This window comes from Methylobacterium sp. E-066, from assembly GCF_022829635.1.
GTDB lineage: Bacteria > Pseudomonadota > Alphaproteobacteria > Rhizobiales > Beijerinckiaceae > Methylobacterium.
Genome location: NZ_JAKSYO010000156.1, coordinates 20,461 through 35,321, shown reverse-complemented (window position 1 = coordinate 35,321; position 14,861 = coordinate 20,461). Strand labels below are relative to the sequence as shown.

General features: G+C 70.8%; 16 protein-coding genes. 10 read left to right on the top strand and 6 right to left on the bottom strand.

Translation table 11 applies throughout. The features are described from left to right. The first annotated feature begins 51 nt into the window (after positions 1-51). The 4 genes from MKL20_RS21310 to MKL20_RS21295 all read left to right on the top strand — a co-directional run bounded on the left by MKL20_RS21310 (position 52) and on the right by MKL20_RS21295 (position 1,462). Positions 52-237 carry a YegP family protein gene (locus tag MKL20_RS21310; protein ID WP_244038343.1) on the top strand — a complete coding sequence of 62 codons (186 nt, stop codon included), beginning with the start codon at positions 52-54 and terminating at the stop codon, positions 235-237. A 188-nt stretch (positions 238-425) separates the two neighbouring features. Beyond that, positions 426-695: a hypothetical protein gene (locus MKL20_RS21305; RefSeq protein ID WP_244038342.1), complete on the top strand. Its 270-nt coding sequence runs from the start codon at positions 426-428 to the stop codon at positions 693-695. A gap of 148 nt (positions 696-843) precedes the next feature. Then, positions 844-981, top strand: coding sequence for a hypothetical protein (locus MKL20_RS21300; protein WP_243962110.1), 138 nt, complete (start codon positions 844-846; stop codon positions 979-981). A gap of 28 nt (positions 982-1,009) precedes the next feature. Beyond that, positions 1,010-1,462 carry an acyl-CoA thioesterase gene (locus MKL20_RS21295; protein WP_243962139.1) on the top strand — a complete coding sequence of 151 codons (453 nt, stop codon included), beginning with the start codon at positions 1,010-1,012 and terminating at the stop codon, positions 1,460-1,462. Positions 1,463-1,468: 6 nt separating this feature from the next. On the opposite strand, the gene MKL20_RS21290 is transcribed toward MKL20_RS21295, so the two are convergent. Then, the gene (locus MKL20_RS21290; protein ID WP_243962111.1) at positions 1,469-2,005 is read right to left on the bottom strand and encodes a superoxide dismutase family protein; all 537 of its coding nucleotides are present in this window, start codon (positions 2,003-2,005) and stop codon (positions 1,469-1,471) included. A gap of 110 nt (positions 2,006-2,115) precedes the next feature. On the opposite strand from MKL20_RS21290, the gene MKL20_RS21285 reads away from it, so the two are divergent. From MKL20_RS21285 to MKL20_RS21265, 5 genes are all read left to right on the top strand, one after another. Then, on the top strand, positions 2,116-2,898 hold the full coding sequence (locus MKL20_RS21285) for a TlyA family RNA methyltransferase (RefSeq protein WP_244038341.1): 783 nt from the start codon (positions 2,116-2,118) through the stop codon (positions 2,896-2,898). Continuing rightward, entirely contained in the window at positions 2,895-4,133 is a 1,239-nt protein-coding gene (locus MKL20_RS21280; protein ID WP_244038340.1) for a class I SAM-dependent RNA methyltransferase, read from the top strand. The genes MKL20_RS21285 and MKL20_RS21280 overlap by 4 nt, the downstream gene beginning before the upstream one ends. A gap of 81 nt (positions 4,134-4,214) precedes the next feature. After that, on the top strand, positions 4,215-4,487 hold the full coding sequence (locus MKL20_RS21275; protein WP_244038339.1) for a hypothetical protein: 273 nt from the start codon (positions 4,215-4,217) through the stop codon (positions 4,485-4,487). A 164-nt stretch (positions 4,488-4,651) separates the two neighbouring features. Continuing rightward, positions 4,652-5,656 (top strand): magnesium transporter CorA family protein, encoded by a 1,005-nt coding sequence (locus MKL20_RS21270; RefSeq protein ID WP_243962115.1) that lies wholly within the window; start codon positions 4,652-4,654, stop codon positions 5,654-5,656. A gap of 95 nt (positions 5,657-5,751) precedes the next feature. Beyond that, a complete protein-coding gene (locus tag MKL20_RS21265; RefSeq protein ID WP_244038338.1) occupies positions 5,752-7,437 on the top strand; it encodes a methyl-accepting chemotaxis protein in 1,686 nt (561 codons plus the stop codon). A 275-nt stretch (positions 7,438-7,712) separates the two neighbouring features. On the opposite strand, the gene MKL20_RS21260 is transcribed toward MKL20_RS21265, so the two are convergent. The 4 genes from MKL20_RS21260 to MKL20_RS21245 all read right to left on the bottom strand — a co-directional run bounded on the left by MKL20_RS21260 (position 7,713) and on the right by MKL20_RS21245 (position 12,896). After that, entirely contained in the window at positions 7,713-9,401 is a 1,689-nt protein-coding gene (locus tag MKL20_RS21260) for a B12-binding domain-containing radical SAM protein (RefSeq protein WP_244038337.1), read from the bottom strand. Between the two features lie 135 nt (positions 9,402-9,536). Beyond that, the gene (locus tag MKL20_RS21255) at positions 9,537-10,343 is read right to left on the bottom strand and encodes an SDR family NAD(P)-dependent oxidoreductase (RefSeq protein ID WP_244038419.1); all 807 of its coding nucleotides are present in this window, start codon (positions 10,341-10,343) and stop codon (positions 9,537-9,539) included. 35 nt (positions 10,344-10,378) lie between these two features. After that, positions 10,379-11,146, bottom strand: coding sequence for an enoyl-CoA hydratase-related protein (locus MKL20_RS21250; protein ID WP_244038336.1), 768 nt, complete (start codon positions 11,144-11,146; stop codon positions 10,379-10,381). Between the two features lie 10 nt (positions 11,147-11,156). Further along, positions 11,157-12,896, bottom strand: coding sequence for an acyl-CoA dehydrogenase (locus tag MKL20_RS21245; protein ID WP_244038335.1), 1,740 nt, complete (start codon positions 12,894-12,896; stop codon positions 11,157-11,159). Positions 12,897-13,033: 137 nt separating this feature from the next. On the opposite strand from MKL20_RS21245, the gene MKL20_RS21240 reads away from it, so the two are divergent. After that, entirely contained in the window at positions 13,034-14,032 is a 999-nt protein-coding gene (locus MKL20_RS21240) for an L-threonylcarbamoyladenylate synthase (protein WP_244038334.1), read from the top strand. Between the two features lie 141 nt (positions 14,033-14,173). Here MKL20_RS21240 and wrbA read toward each other — a convergent pair whose 3' ends face one another. Next, positions 14,174-14,770 carry an NAD(P)H:quinone oxidoreductase gene (gene wrbA / locus MKL20_RS21235; RefSeq protein ID WP_244038333.1) on the bottom strand — a complete coding sequence of 199 codons (597 nt, stop codon included), beginning with the start codon at positions 14,768-14,770 and terminating at the stop codon, positions 14,174-14,176. Positions 14,771-14,861 lie beyond the last annotated feature (91 nt).

The following is a 14,861-nucleotide window of genomic DNA, read 5'->3' as shown; positions in this document are numbered from 1 at the left end:
TTTTGCGCGGGATGTCCCATCTGACCGGCACGTCGGACGAGAGGCTGCACCATGCGGTTCGAACTGTATCGGGATGCCAAGGGTGAGTGGCGCTGGCGCCTGCGGGCGCGCAACGGCGAGGTGATCGCGGATTCCGCGGAGGGTTACCTCCGCCGCGAGGATTGCGAGCACGGCATCGCCCTCGTCCGCCAGAGCACCGAGGCCCGCATCGAGGATATGACCACCAAGATCGCCTGAGCGTCGGCTGCGTCTCCACGACCGTCCGCGGCGGCGAGGTCAAAAATAAACCCTGTCCGGATCTCCGTAGAGTTACGCTGCAACGCTTCCCATCGCCCGTGCGTTGCAGCGTCTCGGATCGCCGACAGGGTTCTCGTCCCCCGTGCGGTCCGTCGTCGAAGACGCAATCATGCGAAGGGAGTCGAGACGTGCTGAGGAAATTCCTGCTCGCGGCCCTGCTGGTGCTGGGCTCCGCGGCTGCTGCGCCGCAGGGCGCGTCGGCTGCGCCGGTCGGCCCGGGCATCGCCCTGCCGGCCGACGCCGCGCCGGCCGTGGCCCAGAAGGCCCAGTACTACTACCGCCGTCGGTTCTACGGCCCGCGCCCGTTCTACCGCCGTCCCTACTACCGCCGCCGGTTCTATTACGGCCCGCGCCCGTTCTACCGTCGTCCGTATTACCGTCGCCGGTTCTACTACTAAGCGGATCGCCCACCGGACCGGCCCGGCGGCTCACACGAGCCGCCGGGCTTTTTCGTGCCGCGATTCGGGATGCACGCCCGGGTCTCATGCCGTATAGTGCACGAAATGGGTGGACCGGCGACAGATCGGCCGCCCGGGAGGAAACCCGATGAACGATATCGCGCAGCGCGCCGAGCCCGCGGCGGCGACGCCGGATCTCTGGCAATCGATCCCGTTCGAATGCATCCTGGGCGCGGCCGCGATTCTGCTTGCGGCCGGGCTGAAGCTCGCCGGCATCCTTCTCTGACGGCGGGCGGGACAGGCGGATGGACGGCATGCAGCACGTCGGACGCGTAGCGGGCGAGAGCGTGGCGACGCCGGCCCCCGAGACGGACCTGCCGCGCGGCGACCTGACGGTCCGGACCATCGCGATGCCGGCCGACACCAACGCCAACGGCGACATCTTCGGCGGCTGGGTTCTGACGCAGATGGATCAGGCCGGCGGCATCGCGGGGGTCGATCGCGCCCAGGGCCGGGTCGTCACCGTGGCGCTCGACGCGATGACCTTCATCCGCCCGGTCCGGGTCGGGGACGTGCTGTGCGTCTACACCCGGGTCTCGCATGTCGGCCGGACCTCGATGAAGATCGAGGTCGAGGCCTGGGCCCGCCGGTTCTGCACACAGGTCCGCGAGCGGGTGACGCAGGCCACCCTCACCTTCGTGGCGATCGACGAAGCCGGGCGCCCACGCCCGATCCCGCCCCTGGTGCCCTCGCCCAATCCGGGCTGACGGGTTCTACTTGATCACCGCGCAGGCGACCCGGTCGCCGGCGCCGCCGATCGGCTGAGTGGTGTGGTCGTCCTCGTTGGCGTGGATGATCAGCGCCGAGCCGTCGCCGTCCTTGAGGCCGCCTTCGCCGGTGAGCGGCGTCTCGCTGGTCACCTCGGCGTTCGCCGAGCCGTCCTGGACCACGTAAAGGTTCGGCAGGTCGCCCTCATCGGGCCCGTCCGGGTTGAGCAGGCCATGCTTGCTCTGGTCGTGGTTCACGTGGGCCTTGGAATTCAGGAATTTCGGATCCGAGCAATCGCCCACGGCGTGGAAATGCATGCCGTGCCAGCCGGGCGGGAGGCCGCCGGGCTGGATGGCGACGCGCAGCACCAGGCTGTTGGCGCCGTCGCGGATCGCGATCGTGCCGATCGTGTCGCCCTTGGCGTTCTTCACGGGCGCCTGGAACGTCTCGGCGGGCTTGGCGGCTGCCGGCGGCTCCTGGGCCAGAGCGCCGCTCGCCGCGAAGGGGCCCAGCAGCGCGAGCAGCGGCAGGATGCGTGTCATACGGTGGCTCTCCTCTCAAGCCCGGTCTAGGTAGGATGCGTGCCGCCCGTTCGACAGGGCCGGACCCTGAAACCTTCGCCGTATCCCTGGCGCCAGCCCGTAAAGCCTTGATGACCGGAGACCGGCCCATACCGGATCGCACGGCGCCCGCGCGCCCCGATCCCTCGCCGAAACGGGCCGACCTGTTCCTGGTGGAGCACGGCCATTTCGAGAGCCGGGCGCGGGCGCAGGCCGCGATCCGGGCCGGGCTGGTGCGGGTCGACGGCCGGCCCCTGGCGCGGGCCTCGGAGGCGATCCACCCGGGCGCGCAGGTCGAGGCCGCGCCCGAACACCCTTATGCCTCGCGGGGCGGCCTCAAGCTGGCGGCGGCGCTCGACGCGTTCCGGCTGGACCCGGCGGGCCTCGCCTGCCTCGATGTCGGCGCCTCGACCGGCGGCTTCACCGACGTGCTGCTCGCCCGGGGCGCGGCCCATGTCCACGCGGTCGATGTCGGCCGGGGGCAGCTCCATCCGCGGCTGGCCGCGGATCCGCGGGTCGCCAGCCTGGAGGGCACCGACATCCGCACGCTCGACCCGGTGCGGCTCGTCCCGCGGCCCGCACTGGCCAGCGTCGATGTCAGCTTCATCGGCCTGGGGCTGGTGCTGCCGGCCCTGCCGGCGCTGCTCGCACCCGGCGCCGCGATCGTGGCGCTGATCAAGCCGCAATTCGAGGCCGGACGCGAGCGCGTCGGGCGCGGCGGCTTGGTCCGCGACCCGGCCGTCCACGCGGAGGTCTGCGCGACCGTGCGCGGCGTGCTGGAGGGGCTCGGCGCGACGATCCTGGGCCTGATCGATTCGCCCGTGCCGGGTGGCGACGGCAATTCCGAATTCTTGATCGGCGCAACCTTACCATGAGCGAAACGGTCACGATCCGGGACCTGGGCGCCCGCGGCGACGGCATCGCCGAGGACGGCCTCCTCGTCCCCTACACGCTGCCCGGGGAGCGGGTGACGATCCGCCGGGAGGGAAAGCGTGCGGAGCTGCTCGGCATCGAGCAGGCCTCGCCCGACCGGGTCGAGCCGTTCTGCCCCTATTACATGCGCTGCGGCGGCTGCCGGACGCAGCACCTCGCGCCGGCCGCGGAGCTGTCCTGGAAGCGCGGCCTCGTCGCCCAGGCCCTGTCGCAGGCCCGGCTCGATATCGAGCCCGAAGCCGCCATCGACGCGCACGGCGCCGGGCGCCGTCGCATCACCCTGCATGTCCGGGAGATCGACGGACAGGGCGAGGCCGGGCTGATGGCGGCGCGCAGCCACGCGCTGGTGCCGATCGACCAGTGTCCGATCACCGTGCCGGCTTTGCACCCGGCCCCCGCGGTGGCGCGCCGTCTCGCGGCACCGCTCGGCCACGGCCGCAAGCCCCTCGACGTGGCCGTGACCGCCACCGACCAGGGCCTTGATATCGACCTGCGCGGGCACGGGCCGGTGAGCGGCGGTGTCGCCTCCGCGCTGGTGCGGATCGCGGGCGAACTCGGCCTCGCCCGTCTGTCGCTCCACGGCGAGCGCCTGATGGAGGCCGAGCCCGTCTCGGTGACATCCAGCGAGAGCCGCCTCTACCCGGCTCCCGGCGGCTTCCTGCAAGCGACCGCGGCCGGGCAAGCGGTCCTCACCGACCTCACCGTCGCGGCCCTGGGACGCCGTCCGCGGCGCGTCGCGGACCTGTTCTCGGGCTGCGGTCCCCTCGCCCTGGCGATGGCCCGGAATGCCGCGGTCCACGCCGTCGAGGCGGATACGGCCGCGCTCAGCGGGCTCGACCGGTCGGCCCGGGCCGCCACAGGCCTGCGCCAGATCACCACCGAGCGCCGGGACCTGTTCCGCCGGCCGCTGCTGCCCACGGAGCTCGACGGGTTCGACGCGGTGGTGTTCGATCCGCCCCGGGCCGGCGCCGAGGCGCAGGCGCGCCAGCTCGCCGCCGCGCGGGTGCCGCTGGCGATCGGCGTGGCCTGCGATACCGGCACCTTCGCCCGGGACGCGGCGACGCTGACGGCGGGCGGCTACCGGCTTGAATCGGTGACGCCGGTCGACCAGTTCCGGCATTCGGACCATGTCGAGATGGTCGGCGTGTTCCGGCGCGAGGCCCCGCGCCGTCGCTGAGGCTTGCACCGTGGAGGCTTGCACCGTGGAGGCTTGCAACTTGCTGGGGAATCTGACCTTCTTCAGATGACTGGAGGTGTCATGACCACAGCATCGACCCGCTTGCTCGCCCTCGCCGTGCTGAGCGTCGCCCTGCCCACGTCCCTGGCGGCGCAGCCCCGCGCGCCCGATCAGACCGGCACCGGCGGTGGCCCGACCTCGACGATCACGGCGCCGAACACCAACAGCCTCGGCGTGACCAAGCCGCCGGGCACGTCGCTGGGCCCCGGCGAGGTACCCTCGCGCCAGGAGCAGCGGCGCGAACGTGAACTGACCGACAAGATCGACAACAGCGTCTGCGAAGGCTGCAACTGAACGCCGAAGCGGGCTGGGCGGAACCGTCGAAGCGGGCCGCGATGTCACGGAAGCGTCAGAAAACAACGCCACACCCACGGCGCAGCTTGCGCTTGGGGCCGCCGTGCCGGATGCGGACCGGACCTAGCGCCGACTTGTGACCGCTTCGCACCCGAGACCGCTTCGTGATTTTCATCCACCAGCCCGCAACCGGCGCCGGATCCTCGCTGCTTGAGCGCCGAATCGTCGACCTTCAGGACACGATCCCCGAGGACACTGTCTGGCTCGACCTGATCCGCCCGAGCCGCGAGGAGGAACTCAAGGTCGAGGCCTTCGCCGGCATCGAGGTTCCGACCCGCGAGGAGATGAAGGACATCGAGCCTTCGGAGCTGCTCTATGTCGAGGAGGGCGCCCGCTACATGACCGGGCGCGTGCTCTCGAAGGTGAGCGATGCCGAGGAGCCGGGGCTCGCCGGCATCACCTTCATCCTGCGCGGCAGCCGCCTCGTGACTGTGCGCTACGAGGAGCCGCAGGCCTTCCGGATGTATACGCAGCGCGCCGGCCGCACGATGGGCAACGGCAACACCTCCGCGCTCTCCGGCGAGACCATCCTGGCCGGGCTGATCGAGGCGGTGATCGACCGGGCGGCGGACGTGCTCCAGCTCCAGGGCGAGCGCATCGACCGCCTGTCGGGCAAGATTTTTGAAGTGCAGGCCGACCCGTCGGCGCGCAACACCGCCCTCCAGGACACGTTGCGGGCGCTCGGACGGCTCGGCGACCTGATCTCGAAGCAGCGCGAGAGCTTGGTCTCGATGGAGCGGATCCTGTTGTCGCTGTCGGCGACCTATCGGACCAACAAGGCGCCCCGCGACCTGCGAGAGGATGTCCGCTCGACCCTGCGCGATCTTCAATCGCTGGAAGAGCACGCGACCTTCCTCTCCACGAAAATTCAATTCCTGCTCGACGCGACACTCGGCTTGGTCAACCTGGAACAGAACAACATCATCAAGCTGTTCTCGGTCATGGCCGTCGTCTTCATGCCGCCAACGCTGATTGCGTCGATCTACGGCATGAATTTTAAGTCCATGCCGGAACTAGAACTCTCGTTTGGCTACCCGATGGCCGTAGTCATGATGGTCGTCGCCGCGGTCCTTCCCTACGTTTTCTTCCGCTGGAAGAAGTGGCTGTAGTCACGAATAGCTGTCGACACGCAGCAGACCGTTAAGAAATATCATAGAGATCATCGAGGTTGAAGCGCCGCCCGGCCAAGACGACGGAAGCCCCGATGCGATTCTCCCTGAAGATGGTCCTGTGCGGCGCCATCGGCCTGCTCGCCCTCGCCGCCACCGGCCAGGGCGTCGTCAGTGTCGTCCGGCTGTCCGAGATCGAGCAGGACGCCAAGGAGGTCTCGCAGGTCTGGCTGCCGGCCCAGAACCAGGCCGAGGCCATCGGCATGGCGGTGCGCGACGTGCGGCTGAAGCTCTACAAGCTGGTCGTGGGATCGCCGGATTTCGCGACCCTCGACAAGAACCAGACGGCGCTGACCGACGGCCTCGGCGCGCTCTCCGAGCTGCGCCAGGCCTATCAGGACCGCCTGTCGACGCCCCGGGAGCGCGAGACCTACGAGCGCTTCACCGCCGCCTGGAACGCCTACCAGAACGTCCAGCTTCAGGTGGTCGAACTGATGATCGCCGGCGACACGAACGGTGCCCTCAAGCTGGTGCTCGATCCGGAGACCGGCGCCCAGAGCGAGGCCGCGGTCGCCAGCCTGACCGAGGCGATCGACCTGGCGCGGTCGCAGACCGACGCGAACATCGTCGCCACCGCCGACACCGCGGCCTCGGCCAAGCTCACCGCCCTGATCGCCACCGCGGTGGGGCTGGCGGTCGCCGTCGCGGCGATGCTGTTCGCCCTGTTCGGCATCGCCCGCCCGATCCAGCGCATGACCGGCGCCATGGGGCGCCTGGCCGAGGGCGACGCGAGCGTGGCGATCCCCGGCACCGGACGCCGGGACGAGATCGGCGCCATGGCGGCGGCCGTGCAGGTGTTCAAGGACAACCTCATCCGCACCCGCGCGCTGGAGCAGGAGACGGCGCTCGCCCGGGCGGGCGCCGAGGCGCAGAGGCGGCGCGCCGTCGAGGAGATGGCCGACGGCTTTGAGGCCGCGATCGGCGGTGTGCTCGCGGCGGTGACGGAGGCGGCCCTCGACCTCCGGGCCAATGCCGAGACGATGACCAGCACGGCGACCCGCACGGCCGAGCGCTCGGCCGCGGTGGCGAGCGCCGCGCAGGAAGCCGCCGCCCATGTCGGCACGGTGGCGGTGGCGGCCGAGGAACTCGGCGCTTCGGTCCAGGAGATCGGCCGGCAGGTCGACGGCTCGGCCGACCTCGCCCGGGGCGCCGTGGCCCAGGCCGGGCAGACCGCGGGGCTGGTCCAGGAGCTGAGCGAGGCCGCGGGCCGGATCGGCGACGTGGTGCGGCTGATCTCCGACATCGCCGGCCAGACGAACCTCCTGGCGCTCAACGCCACGATCGAGGCCGCCCGGGCCGGCGAGGCCGGCCGCGGCTTCGCCGTGGTGGCCTCCGAGGTGAAGGCGCTCGCCGCGCAGACCGCCAAGGCCACCGACGAGATCACGGGTCAGGTCGGCCGCATCCAGGGCGCGACCGGCCAGACCGTGGGCGCCATCGACGGCATCACCGGCCGGATCCGCGAGATCGACGGGGTGGCAACCTCGATCGCGGCCGCCGTCGAGCAACAGGGCGCCGCGACCCAGGAAATCGCCCGCAACATCGCCGACGCGGCGGCTGGGACCGGCTCGGTCACCGGCACGATCGACGACGTGGCCCGGGCCGCCGACGAGACCGGCACCGCCGCCACACGGATGCTCGCCTCGGCGGAAAGCCTCTCGACGCAATCCGAGGCCTTGCGCCGGGAGATCGGCGATTTCCTGCAGACGGTGCGCGCGGCTTAAGGCTTGATCGGCGCCCGTCCAACCCAACCCCCCTCATCCTGAGGTGGCGACGCGCAGCGGCGCCCTCGAAGGAGCCCTCCAGGGATCGCGCGCAGACTGGAGGGCTCCTTCGAGGCTCGCTTCGCTCACGCCTCAGGATGAGGGGATTGGGTTGGAGGAGTGCCGATCAGGACCGGACCGATGGTTGTGTCCGCTCAGCCGACCGCCCTGCCAAGGCAGCGTCGTGTCCCAGGGGCGCTGATATCCAAGACGCTGCGCTGAACCCGGCGGGCCGCTCAGGCCACCGCGGCGAGGTGCTTGACCTCCGCCCGGGCGACCACCTTGCCGACCGGCGCGGCCTTGGCGCCGTTGTCTTTCTCAGGGGCCAGGATCGGGGGCGACACCCAGCGGTCGGCCTCGAGCTCGGCGATCCGGCCGTTGATCTCGCGGATCACGTAGCGCGAGAACGGGTAGACGTGCAGGTAGATCACCATGTTGGTGACCACCGCCTCCAGGGCCGCCGGGTTGTGGCGGGCGGTCTGCAGGAACACGCTCCAGAAATGCTTGGCCAGCTCCGGCCGCCGCACGGTCATCCGCCAGCAGATCCGCAGCAGCGACCCCAGATCGCGCGCGACGTGCCGCCAGTTGACCTTGTGGGCGGCGAATTTGGGCCGCTTCACCCGCCGGGAGATCTCGCGGACGCGCTCGAAGAAGTTCGGCGGGTCATAGATCTCTTGCAGCACATCCCGGTAATCGGCCAGCACGTCCTGCTGCGGGCGCAGGGTCACGAAGTTGAGCCCTTGCGTGCAGTGGTCGCCCTGCTCGGCGGTGGTATAGGCGAAGTTCTCGAACAGGCGGCCCTCCTTGCGCAGGCGGCGCGAGAGCTGGGTGTTCGGCATCGCGTAGAGCAGGCCGACCATCGAAATCGGGATGCCGGTCTGGCTGATGCACAGGGACATCGCCTTGCTGATGCTGTCCTTCTCGGTGTCGAAGCCGACGATGAAGCCCGCGGTGACGAACATGCCGTGCTCGTAGAGCTTGTGCACGCTGTCGGCGATCGAGCGCTTGGTGTTCTGCTTCTTCTGGGTCTGGATCAGCGTCGCCTCGTCGGGCGTCTCGATCCCGGTGAACAGGGCGAAGAAGTTCGCGTCCCGCATCATCCCGAGCAATTCGTCGTCGTCCGCGAGGTTCAGCGACGCCTCGGTGGAGAACTTGAACGGGTAGCCGTGCGCCTCCTGCCACTTGATGAGATGCGGCAGGAACAGCTTGATCGCCTTCTTGTTGCCGATCAGGTTGTCGTCGACGAAGTCGACATGGCCGCGATGGCCGAGGCTGTAGAGCCGGTCGAGTTCGGCCAGCATCTGCGGCGTGGTCTTGGTCCGCGGCGAGCGACCGTACAATTCGATGATGTCGCAAAATTCGCAGGTGAACGGGCAACCGCGCGAGAACTGGACGCCGATATACAGGTAATGGCTGAAGGTCAGGAGGTCGAAGCGCGGGATCGGGCTGGTCGTGACGTCCGCCTTGAATTTTTCCGCCGTGAACCGACCGCGGCGCGCCCCGGATTCCCAGGCCTCCACGAAGGTGGCGAGGATGCCCTCGGCCTCGCCCAGCACGAGGAAGTCGGCCTTGTCGTAGATCTCCGGGGTGGAGGTTGGCGCCGGGCCGCCGACGCAGACCGGGACGCCCAGCGCCAGGCATTTGTCGATGACGACGAGGCAATCCGGCTCCTGGGGCAGCATGCCGCCGGTCATCACTAGGTCGGCCGCCAGGATCTGCGCGTCGGTGAGGTCCTCGCAATTGCGGTTGACCAGGGTCACCTGCCAGGCCGGCGGCAGCATCGCGGCGAGGGTGATCAGGCCGAGGGGCGGCGCGGGGGCGCGGGCGCCCTGCAGCTCCATGGCTTCCTTGAAGTTCCACATCGAGTTTTCGTAGAACTTCGGGAACACCATCAGCACGCGCGGGGCCGTATTCGCATCCGACATGCTTGCAATCCTTGTCGCACCGAAGTGAGCCGGCTTAAAAATCGCAGAGCCGAACGCACGATTACGGTCCAGCGTGCAGGAGAATTAAGGCCGTTTTTCGCTCCTCCGGCGCGCCGAATCGGTTTCGGCGCGCGGTCACGGCCCGACGCGGAAACGCTCCGGCTGGGTGCCGTCGGCATCGGTGAAGCCGTAGATCCGGGCGAGATCGCCCGCATGCAGCACCGCGCCGGCCCGGGCGGCGATGTCCGGATCGGCCGCCAGCGCCGCGAGCGCCCGGCCCGCGTAGAGCGGCCCCTCGGTGGCGCGCGAGTCCTGCCCGAGATCGCGCGCCCGCTCGGTGGCGACGAAGCCCGGCGACAGGCCGAGCGCGGTCACGCCGTAGGGCGCGAGGTCCTGCCCGAAGGCCAGCGCCAGCCGGTTGGTGGCCGCCTTGGCGGAATCGTAGAACACGTCGCCGAGGTAATCCTCGGTCCCGAACGAGACCAGCGCGATCAGGCCGGCCCGCGCCGCCACCATGGACGGGGCGACCGCGCGGGCGAGCAGCAGCGCCGGCAGCGGCCCGGCCTGGAGGAAGCCGAGATAGGGCTCGGCCGAGCGGCGCCAGAACGGCGTGCCCCAGCCGGCCCCGTCCGGGTAGCGCTCGCCGTCGTAGCCCTCGTTGCCGCCCCAGACGCTACAGGCCGCGACATCGATCCGCCCGAACCGGCGCAGCACCCAATGGACCAGCGAATCCGTGGCCCGCTCCGAGCGGTGGTCGCAGAGGTAATGGTGGCCGCGCCCGCCGGCCGCATCGACCAAGCGGGCGGTGTCCTCGATCGATTCAGGCCGCATCTCAGTGCGCGGGCCGGTCTCGCTGGAGCGGGCGGTGACGATCACCGTCGCCCCGGCCTCGCCGAGCGCCCGGGCCAGGCCCCGCCCGACGCCCCGCGAGGCGCCGGCCACCAGGCAGATCTTCTGGGACAGGTCGGGGGGCGTGCTCACGCCGACGAGGCGGGCTTGGCGCGCGACAGGAAGGCGGCGAGCCGTTCCTGGGACTCGGGCGAGCGCAGCTGCGCGTCGAACGCCCGCGCCTCCGCCTCCAGGGCCGCCTCGACCTGGGTCTGGTCGCCGCGGATCAGGGCGCGGGACGCCGCCAGTGCCCCTTGCGGCAGGGCCGCGAGCTTAGCCGCCTGGGCGATGGCCTGATCCAGCAGCATGTCGGCCGGCAGCACGGCGTTGACGAGGCCGAGCGCCAACGCCTCGTCGGCGTTGAGCGGCTGAGAGAGCAGCAGCAGCTCTGTCGCCTTGAGCCGCCCGACCCGCAGGGGCAGCAGGTAGCTCGACGCCGCCTCCGGCACGAGGCCGAGCTCCACGAACGGCATGCGCAGCCGCGCCGCCGGGCTGGCATAGACGAGGTCGCAATGCAGGCTCAGCGTCGCTCCGATGCCGACCGCGATCCCGTCGATCGCCGCCACCATCGGGGTGCGGGTGCGGGCGAGCTGGCGGATGAAGGCCAGGGCCGGCGAGGCACTGAAGCCGCCCGCGGCGCCCCCCATGAAGTCGGCGAGGTCGTTGCCGGCGCTGAACATCCCGGGCTGCCCGGCGAACACCACCGCGCCGATTTTTTTGGATGCATCGGCCCCCGCAAGGGCCTCGCGCATCGCGTCGTACATCGCCCCGGTGAGCGCGTTCTTCTTCTCGGGGCGGTTCAAGGTGATCAGGCGGACGCCGCCCTCGACATCGGTGATCGCGATGGTGTCGGCCATGTCCGTCCCCTCAAACCGCCAGCGCCAGCGCGGCATCGTCCGTGAAGGCGCCGCCCTCGACCACCACCTGCTCCAACCCGCCCACGGCCGGTAGGAGGTTCTCGGCGTAGAACCGGGCCAGCGCGATCCGGCCGGCATGGGCCGGGTCGGTCTCGCCGGCCTTCAGGGCCGCTGCGGCCGCGAGCGCAGAGCGCGCCAGGCAGGCGCCGCCGAGCGCGAGACCGAACAGGCGCAGATACGGGGCCGCGCCGGCCAGGGCCGCGTTCGGGCGGTTCGAGGTCAGCGCCGCGAGCTGGTGGCTGGTCGCCCGGTCGAGGCTCCCGATCCCGTCGCGCAGCCGCGCCGCCATGTGGCCGAAGGCGGGATCGCCCGCCTTGAGCAGGCTCTCCGCGGCCCGGCGCATCCAGGTGATCTGCGACCGGGCGGTGGCGCCGCCGTTCAGGGGCAGCTTGCGGGCGGTGAGGTCGATGGCCTGGATGCCGTTGGTGCCCTCGTAGATGCCGAGGATGCGGGCATCGCGCATCAGCTGGGCGGCACCGGTCTCCTCGACGAAGCCCATGCCGCCATGGACCTGCACGCCGAGCGAGGTCACCTCGTTGGCGAGATCCGTGGAGAAGGCCTTGGCCACCGGGGTCAGCAGGGAGGCGCGGTCGAGGGCGGCCTGCCCTTCCGGACCCCGGGAGGCGTCGAGGGCGGCGGCCGTGAGGTAGCAGATGCCGCGCGCCGCCGCCGTGTAGGCCTTCATGGTCAGCAGCATCCGCTGCACGTCCGGATGCGCGACAATCGTGCTCGTCGGCTCGGCAGCGCCCACTGCCCGGCCCTGCCGGCGCTCCTGCGCGTAAGTGAGCGCCCGCTGGGTCGCGGCTTCGGCGACGCCGACGCCCTGCAGGCCGACATTGAGCCGGGCCGCGTTCATCATCGTGAACATGCAGGCCAGCCCCTTGTTCTCCTGCCCGATCAGCCAGCCGATTGCGCCACCGTGATCGCCGAAAGCCATCGAGCAGGTCGGCGAGGCGTGGATGCCGAGCTTGTGCTCGATCCCTGAGCAGCGCAGGTCGTTGGCGGTCCCGTCCGGCAGCACCTTCGGCACCAGGAACAGCGAGATGCCGCGGGTGCCGGCTGGCGCGTCGGGCAGGCGCGCGAGCACGAGGTGGACGATGTTGTCCGCCAGATCATGCTCGCCGTAGGTGATGTAGATCTTCGATCCGGTGATCCGATAGCTGCCGTCGCCGGCCCGCTCGGCGCGCGTGCGCAGCAGGGCGAGGTCCGAACCCGCCTGCGGCTCGGTCAGGTTCATGGTCGCGGGCCATTCGCCGGTGACCAGCTTCTCGAGATAGCGCGCCTTCAGCTCGTCGGAGCCGTGGGCCGCGAGCGCCTCGATGCCGCCCTGGGTCAGCAGCGGGCAGAGGCCGAAGGCGAGGTTGGCGCCGTTCCACATCTCGGTGCAGGCGGCCTCGACCAGCTTCGGCAGGCCCTGGCCGCCATGGTCGGCCTCGGCCGAGAGGCCATTCCAGCCGCCCTCCGTGAAGGTGCGGTAGGCCTCGCGCCAGCCGGGGGGCGTGGTGACGCGGCCGTCCGCGAACGGGGTGCCGTGCCGGTCGCCAATCCAGTTCAGCGGCGCGATCACCCCGCCGGCGATTCGCCCGGCCTCGGTCAGGATCGCCTCGGCATCCTCCGGGTCGACCCCGTCGAGCCCGGCCACGTGCCGGAGGGTGAACAGCATCTCGGGAACGGGGGCGCGGTAGCTCATCGGGTCGTCGCTCCTCTCGGCCCGCCCGCTTGATGGACCGGGGCGGGTTTGACCGCGCCCGGGCACCGGGGCTACGGCGGCCCCAGGATAGGCGCGCGACGGGCGCGCCGCCATCACTTCGCAAGACGGCTTCCCGCATGAATGATCCCGGGTCAACGGTCCCGGCCGCGACCCGGCGGCTCGACCCCGACGCGGACGGCCTCGCGCAGGCCGCCGCGCTCCTGCGGGCGGGCGAGCTCGTGGCCTTCCCCACCGAGACGGTCTACGGGCTCGGGGCGGACGCCACCGACGCCGCCGCGGTGGCGCGGATCTTCGCCGCCAAGGAGCGGCCGCGCTTCAACCCGCTGATCGCCCACCTGGCCGACGTCGATGCGGCCCTGGCTGAGGGCCGCTTCGATGGATCCGCGCGGCGCCTCGCCGCGGCGTTCTGGCCGGGTCCCCTGACCCTCGTGGTGCCGGCCGGACCGGGCACACGGGTCTGCGACCTCGCCCGGGCCGGCCTGCCGAGCGTCGCCCTGCGGGTCCCGGGGCATCCGATCGCCCACGCCCTGCTGGAGGCGGTCGGCCGTCCGGTGGCGGCACCCTCGGCCAACCGGTCGGGTCGCGTCAGCCCGACCCGGGCCGACCATGTCCTCGACGACCTCGCCGGGCGGATCGCCGCCCTGCTCGATGGTGGCGACACGCCGGTGGGGGTCGAATCGACGGTGGTCGCCTGCCTTGGCGGCGTCCCGAGGCTGCTGCGGCCGGGGGGCATCACCCGGGCGGCGCTCCGCGACGTCCTGGGCTTCGAGCCGGCAAACCCCGAGGCGGCGGATGCCGACCGGCCGGCCGGTCCCGGGATGCTGGCGTCGCATTATGCACCGCGGGCCCGGGTGCGCCTCGACGTGGAGTGGGTGGAGCCCGGCGAGGCTTTGCTGCTGTTCGGCGCCGGACGGCCTGAGGGCCATGAACGGGCACGCGCCGTTCTCAACCTGAGCCCGGCCGCCGACCCGGCCGAGGCGGCCGCCCGGCTGTTCGGGGCTTTGCGCGATCTCGACGCCTCGGGGGCCGACACCATCGCGGTTGCACCGATCCCAGCGGACGGCCTGGGCGAGGCGATCCGGGATCGTCTAGCCCGGGCCGCCGCGCCGCGCTGACGGCAGAAGTATTTTTATCGACCGTGTGGAACAGACCGGACTGTCGCCCGTTCATTGATCACGAAGGCCTTCTCAGCCCCCAAATGGCCTTTTTCCTTCAAGGCTCGGAGCAATCCGAGCCTTTTTTCTTGTCTTGTCGATTCAGGCCAGCTTGGCCGCGATCGCGGCGACGTGGCGGCCCTGGAACCGGGCGCCGTCCAGCTCGACCCCGCTTGGCTGGCGCGAACCATCGTTATCCGCGATGGTGCTGGCGCCGTAGGGCGTGTTGCCCTTCACCGCCTCGACGCCCGCCTGACCCGGGAACGAATAGGGCAGGCCGACCACCACCATGCCGTGGTGGAACAGCACCGTGTGGAAGCTCGTCAGCGTCGTCTCCTGACCGCCATGCTGAGAGGCCGTGGAGGTGAAGACCGAGCCGACCTTGCCGACCAGAGCGCCCTTCATCCACAGGCCGCCGGTCTGGTCGATGAACTGCTTCATCTGCGAGGCCATGTTGCCGTAGCGGGTGGGCGTGCCGAAGATGATCGCGTCGTACTGGGGCAGCTCGTCGACGGTGGCGATCGGCGCGGCCTGATCGAGCTTGAAATGGCTCTGCCGGGCGACCTCCTCGGGCACCAGCTCCGGCACGCGCTTGACCACCGCCTCGGCCCCGGCCTCCCGGGCGCCCTCGGCGACGGCGTAGGCCATCTGCTCCACATGTCCGTAGGTCGAGTAGTACAGCACCAGAACCTTGGCCATCGCGCGATCTCCCGTGTCGGGTTGCGGAATGCCGCCGGACTCATCCGACGGCACGATGACGTCTCCATCGCGCATTTCGCGGCTTGCAAAA

Coding starts and splice junctions, on each gene's coding strand:
- MKL20_RS21310 (WP_244038343.1), top strand. CDS start 52: ATGCGGTTCGAACTGTATCGGGATGCCAAGGGTGAGTGGCGCTGGCGC.
- MKL20_RS21300 (WP_243962110.1), top strand. CDS start 844: ATGAACGATATCGCGCAGCGCGCCGAGCCCGCGGCGGCGACGCCGGAT.
- MKL20_RS21295 (WP_243962139.1), top strand. CDS start 1,010: ATGCAGCACGTCGGACGCGTAGCGGGCGAGAGCGTGGCGACGCCGGCC.
- MKL20_RS21290 (WP_243962111.1), bottom strand. CDS start 2,005: ATGACACGCATCCTGCCGCTGCTCGCGCTGCTGGGCCCCTTCGCGGCG.
- MKL20_RS21285 (WP_244038341.1), top strand. CDS start 2,116: ATGACCGGAGACCGGCCCATACCGGATCGCACGGCGCCCGCGCGCCCC.
- MKL20_RS21280 (WP_244038340.1), top strand. CDS start 2,895: ATGAGCGAAACGGTCACGATCCGGGACCTGGGCGCCCGCGGCGACGGC.
- MKL20_RS21275 (WP_244038339.1), top strand. CDS start 4,215: ATGACCACAGCATCGACCCGCTTGCTCGCCCTCGCCGTGCTGAGCGTC.
- MKL20_RS21265 (WP_244038338.1), top strand. CDS start 5,752: ATGCGATTCTCCCTGAAGATGGTCCTGTGCGGCGCCATCGGCCTGCTC.
- MKL20_RS21260 (WP_244038337.1), bottom strand. CDS start 9,401: ATGTCGGATGCGAATACGGCCCCGCGCGTGCTGATGGTGTTCCCGAAG.
- MKL20_RS21250 (WP_244038336.1), bottom strand. CDS start 11,146: ATGGCCGACACCATCGCGATCACCGATGTCGAGGGCGGCGTCCGCCTG.
- MKL20_RS21245 (WP_244038335.1), bottom strand. CDS start 12,896: ATGAGCTACCGCGCCCCCGTTCCCGAGATGCTGTTCACCCTCCGGCAC.
- MKL20_RS21240 (WP_244038334.1), top strand. CDS start 13,034: ATGAATGATCCCGGGTCAACGGTCCCGGCCGCGACCCGGCGGCTCGAC.
- wrbA (WP_244038333.1), bottom strand. CDS start 14,770: ATGGCCAAGGTTCTGGTGCTGTACTACTCGACCTACGGACATGTGGAG.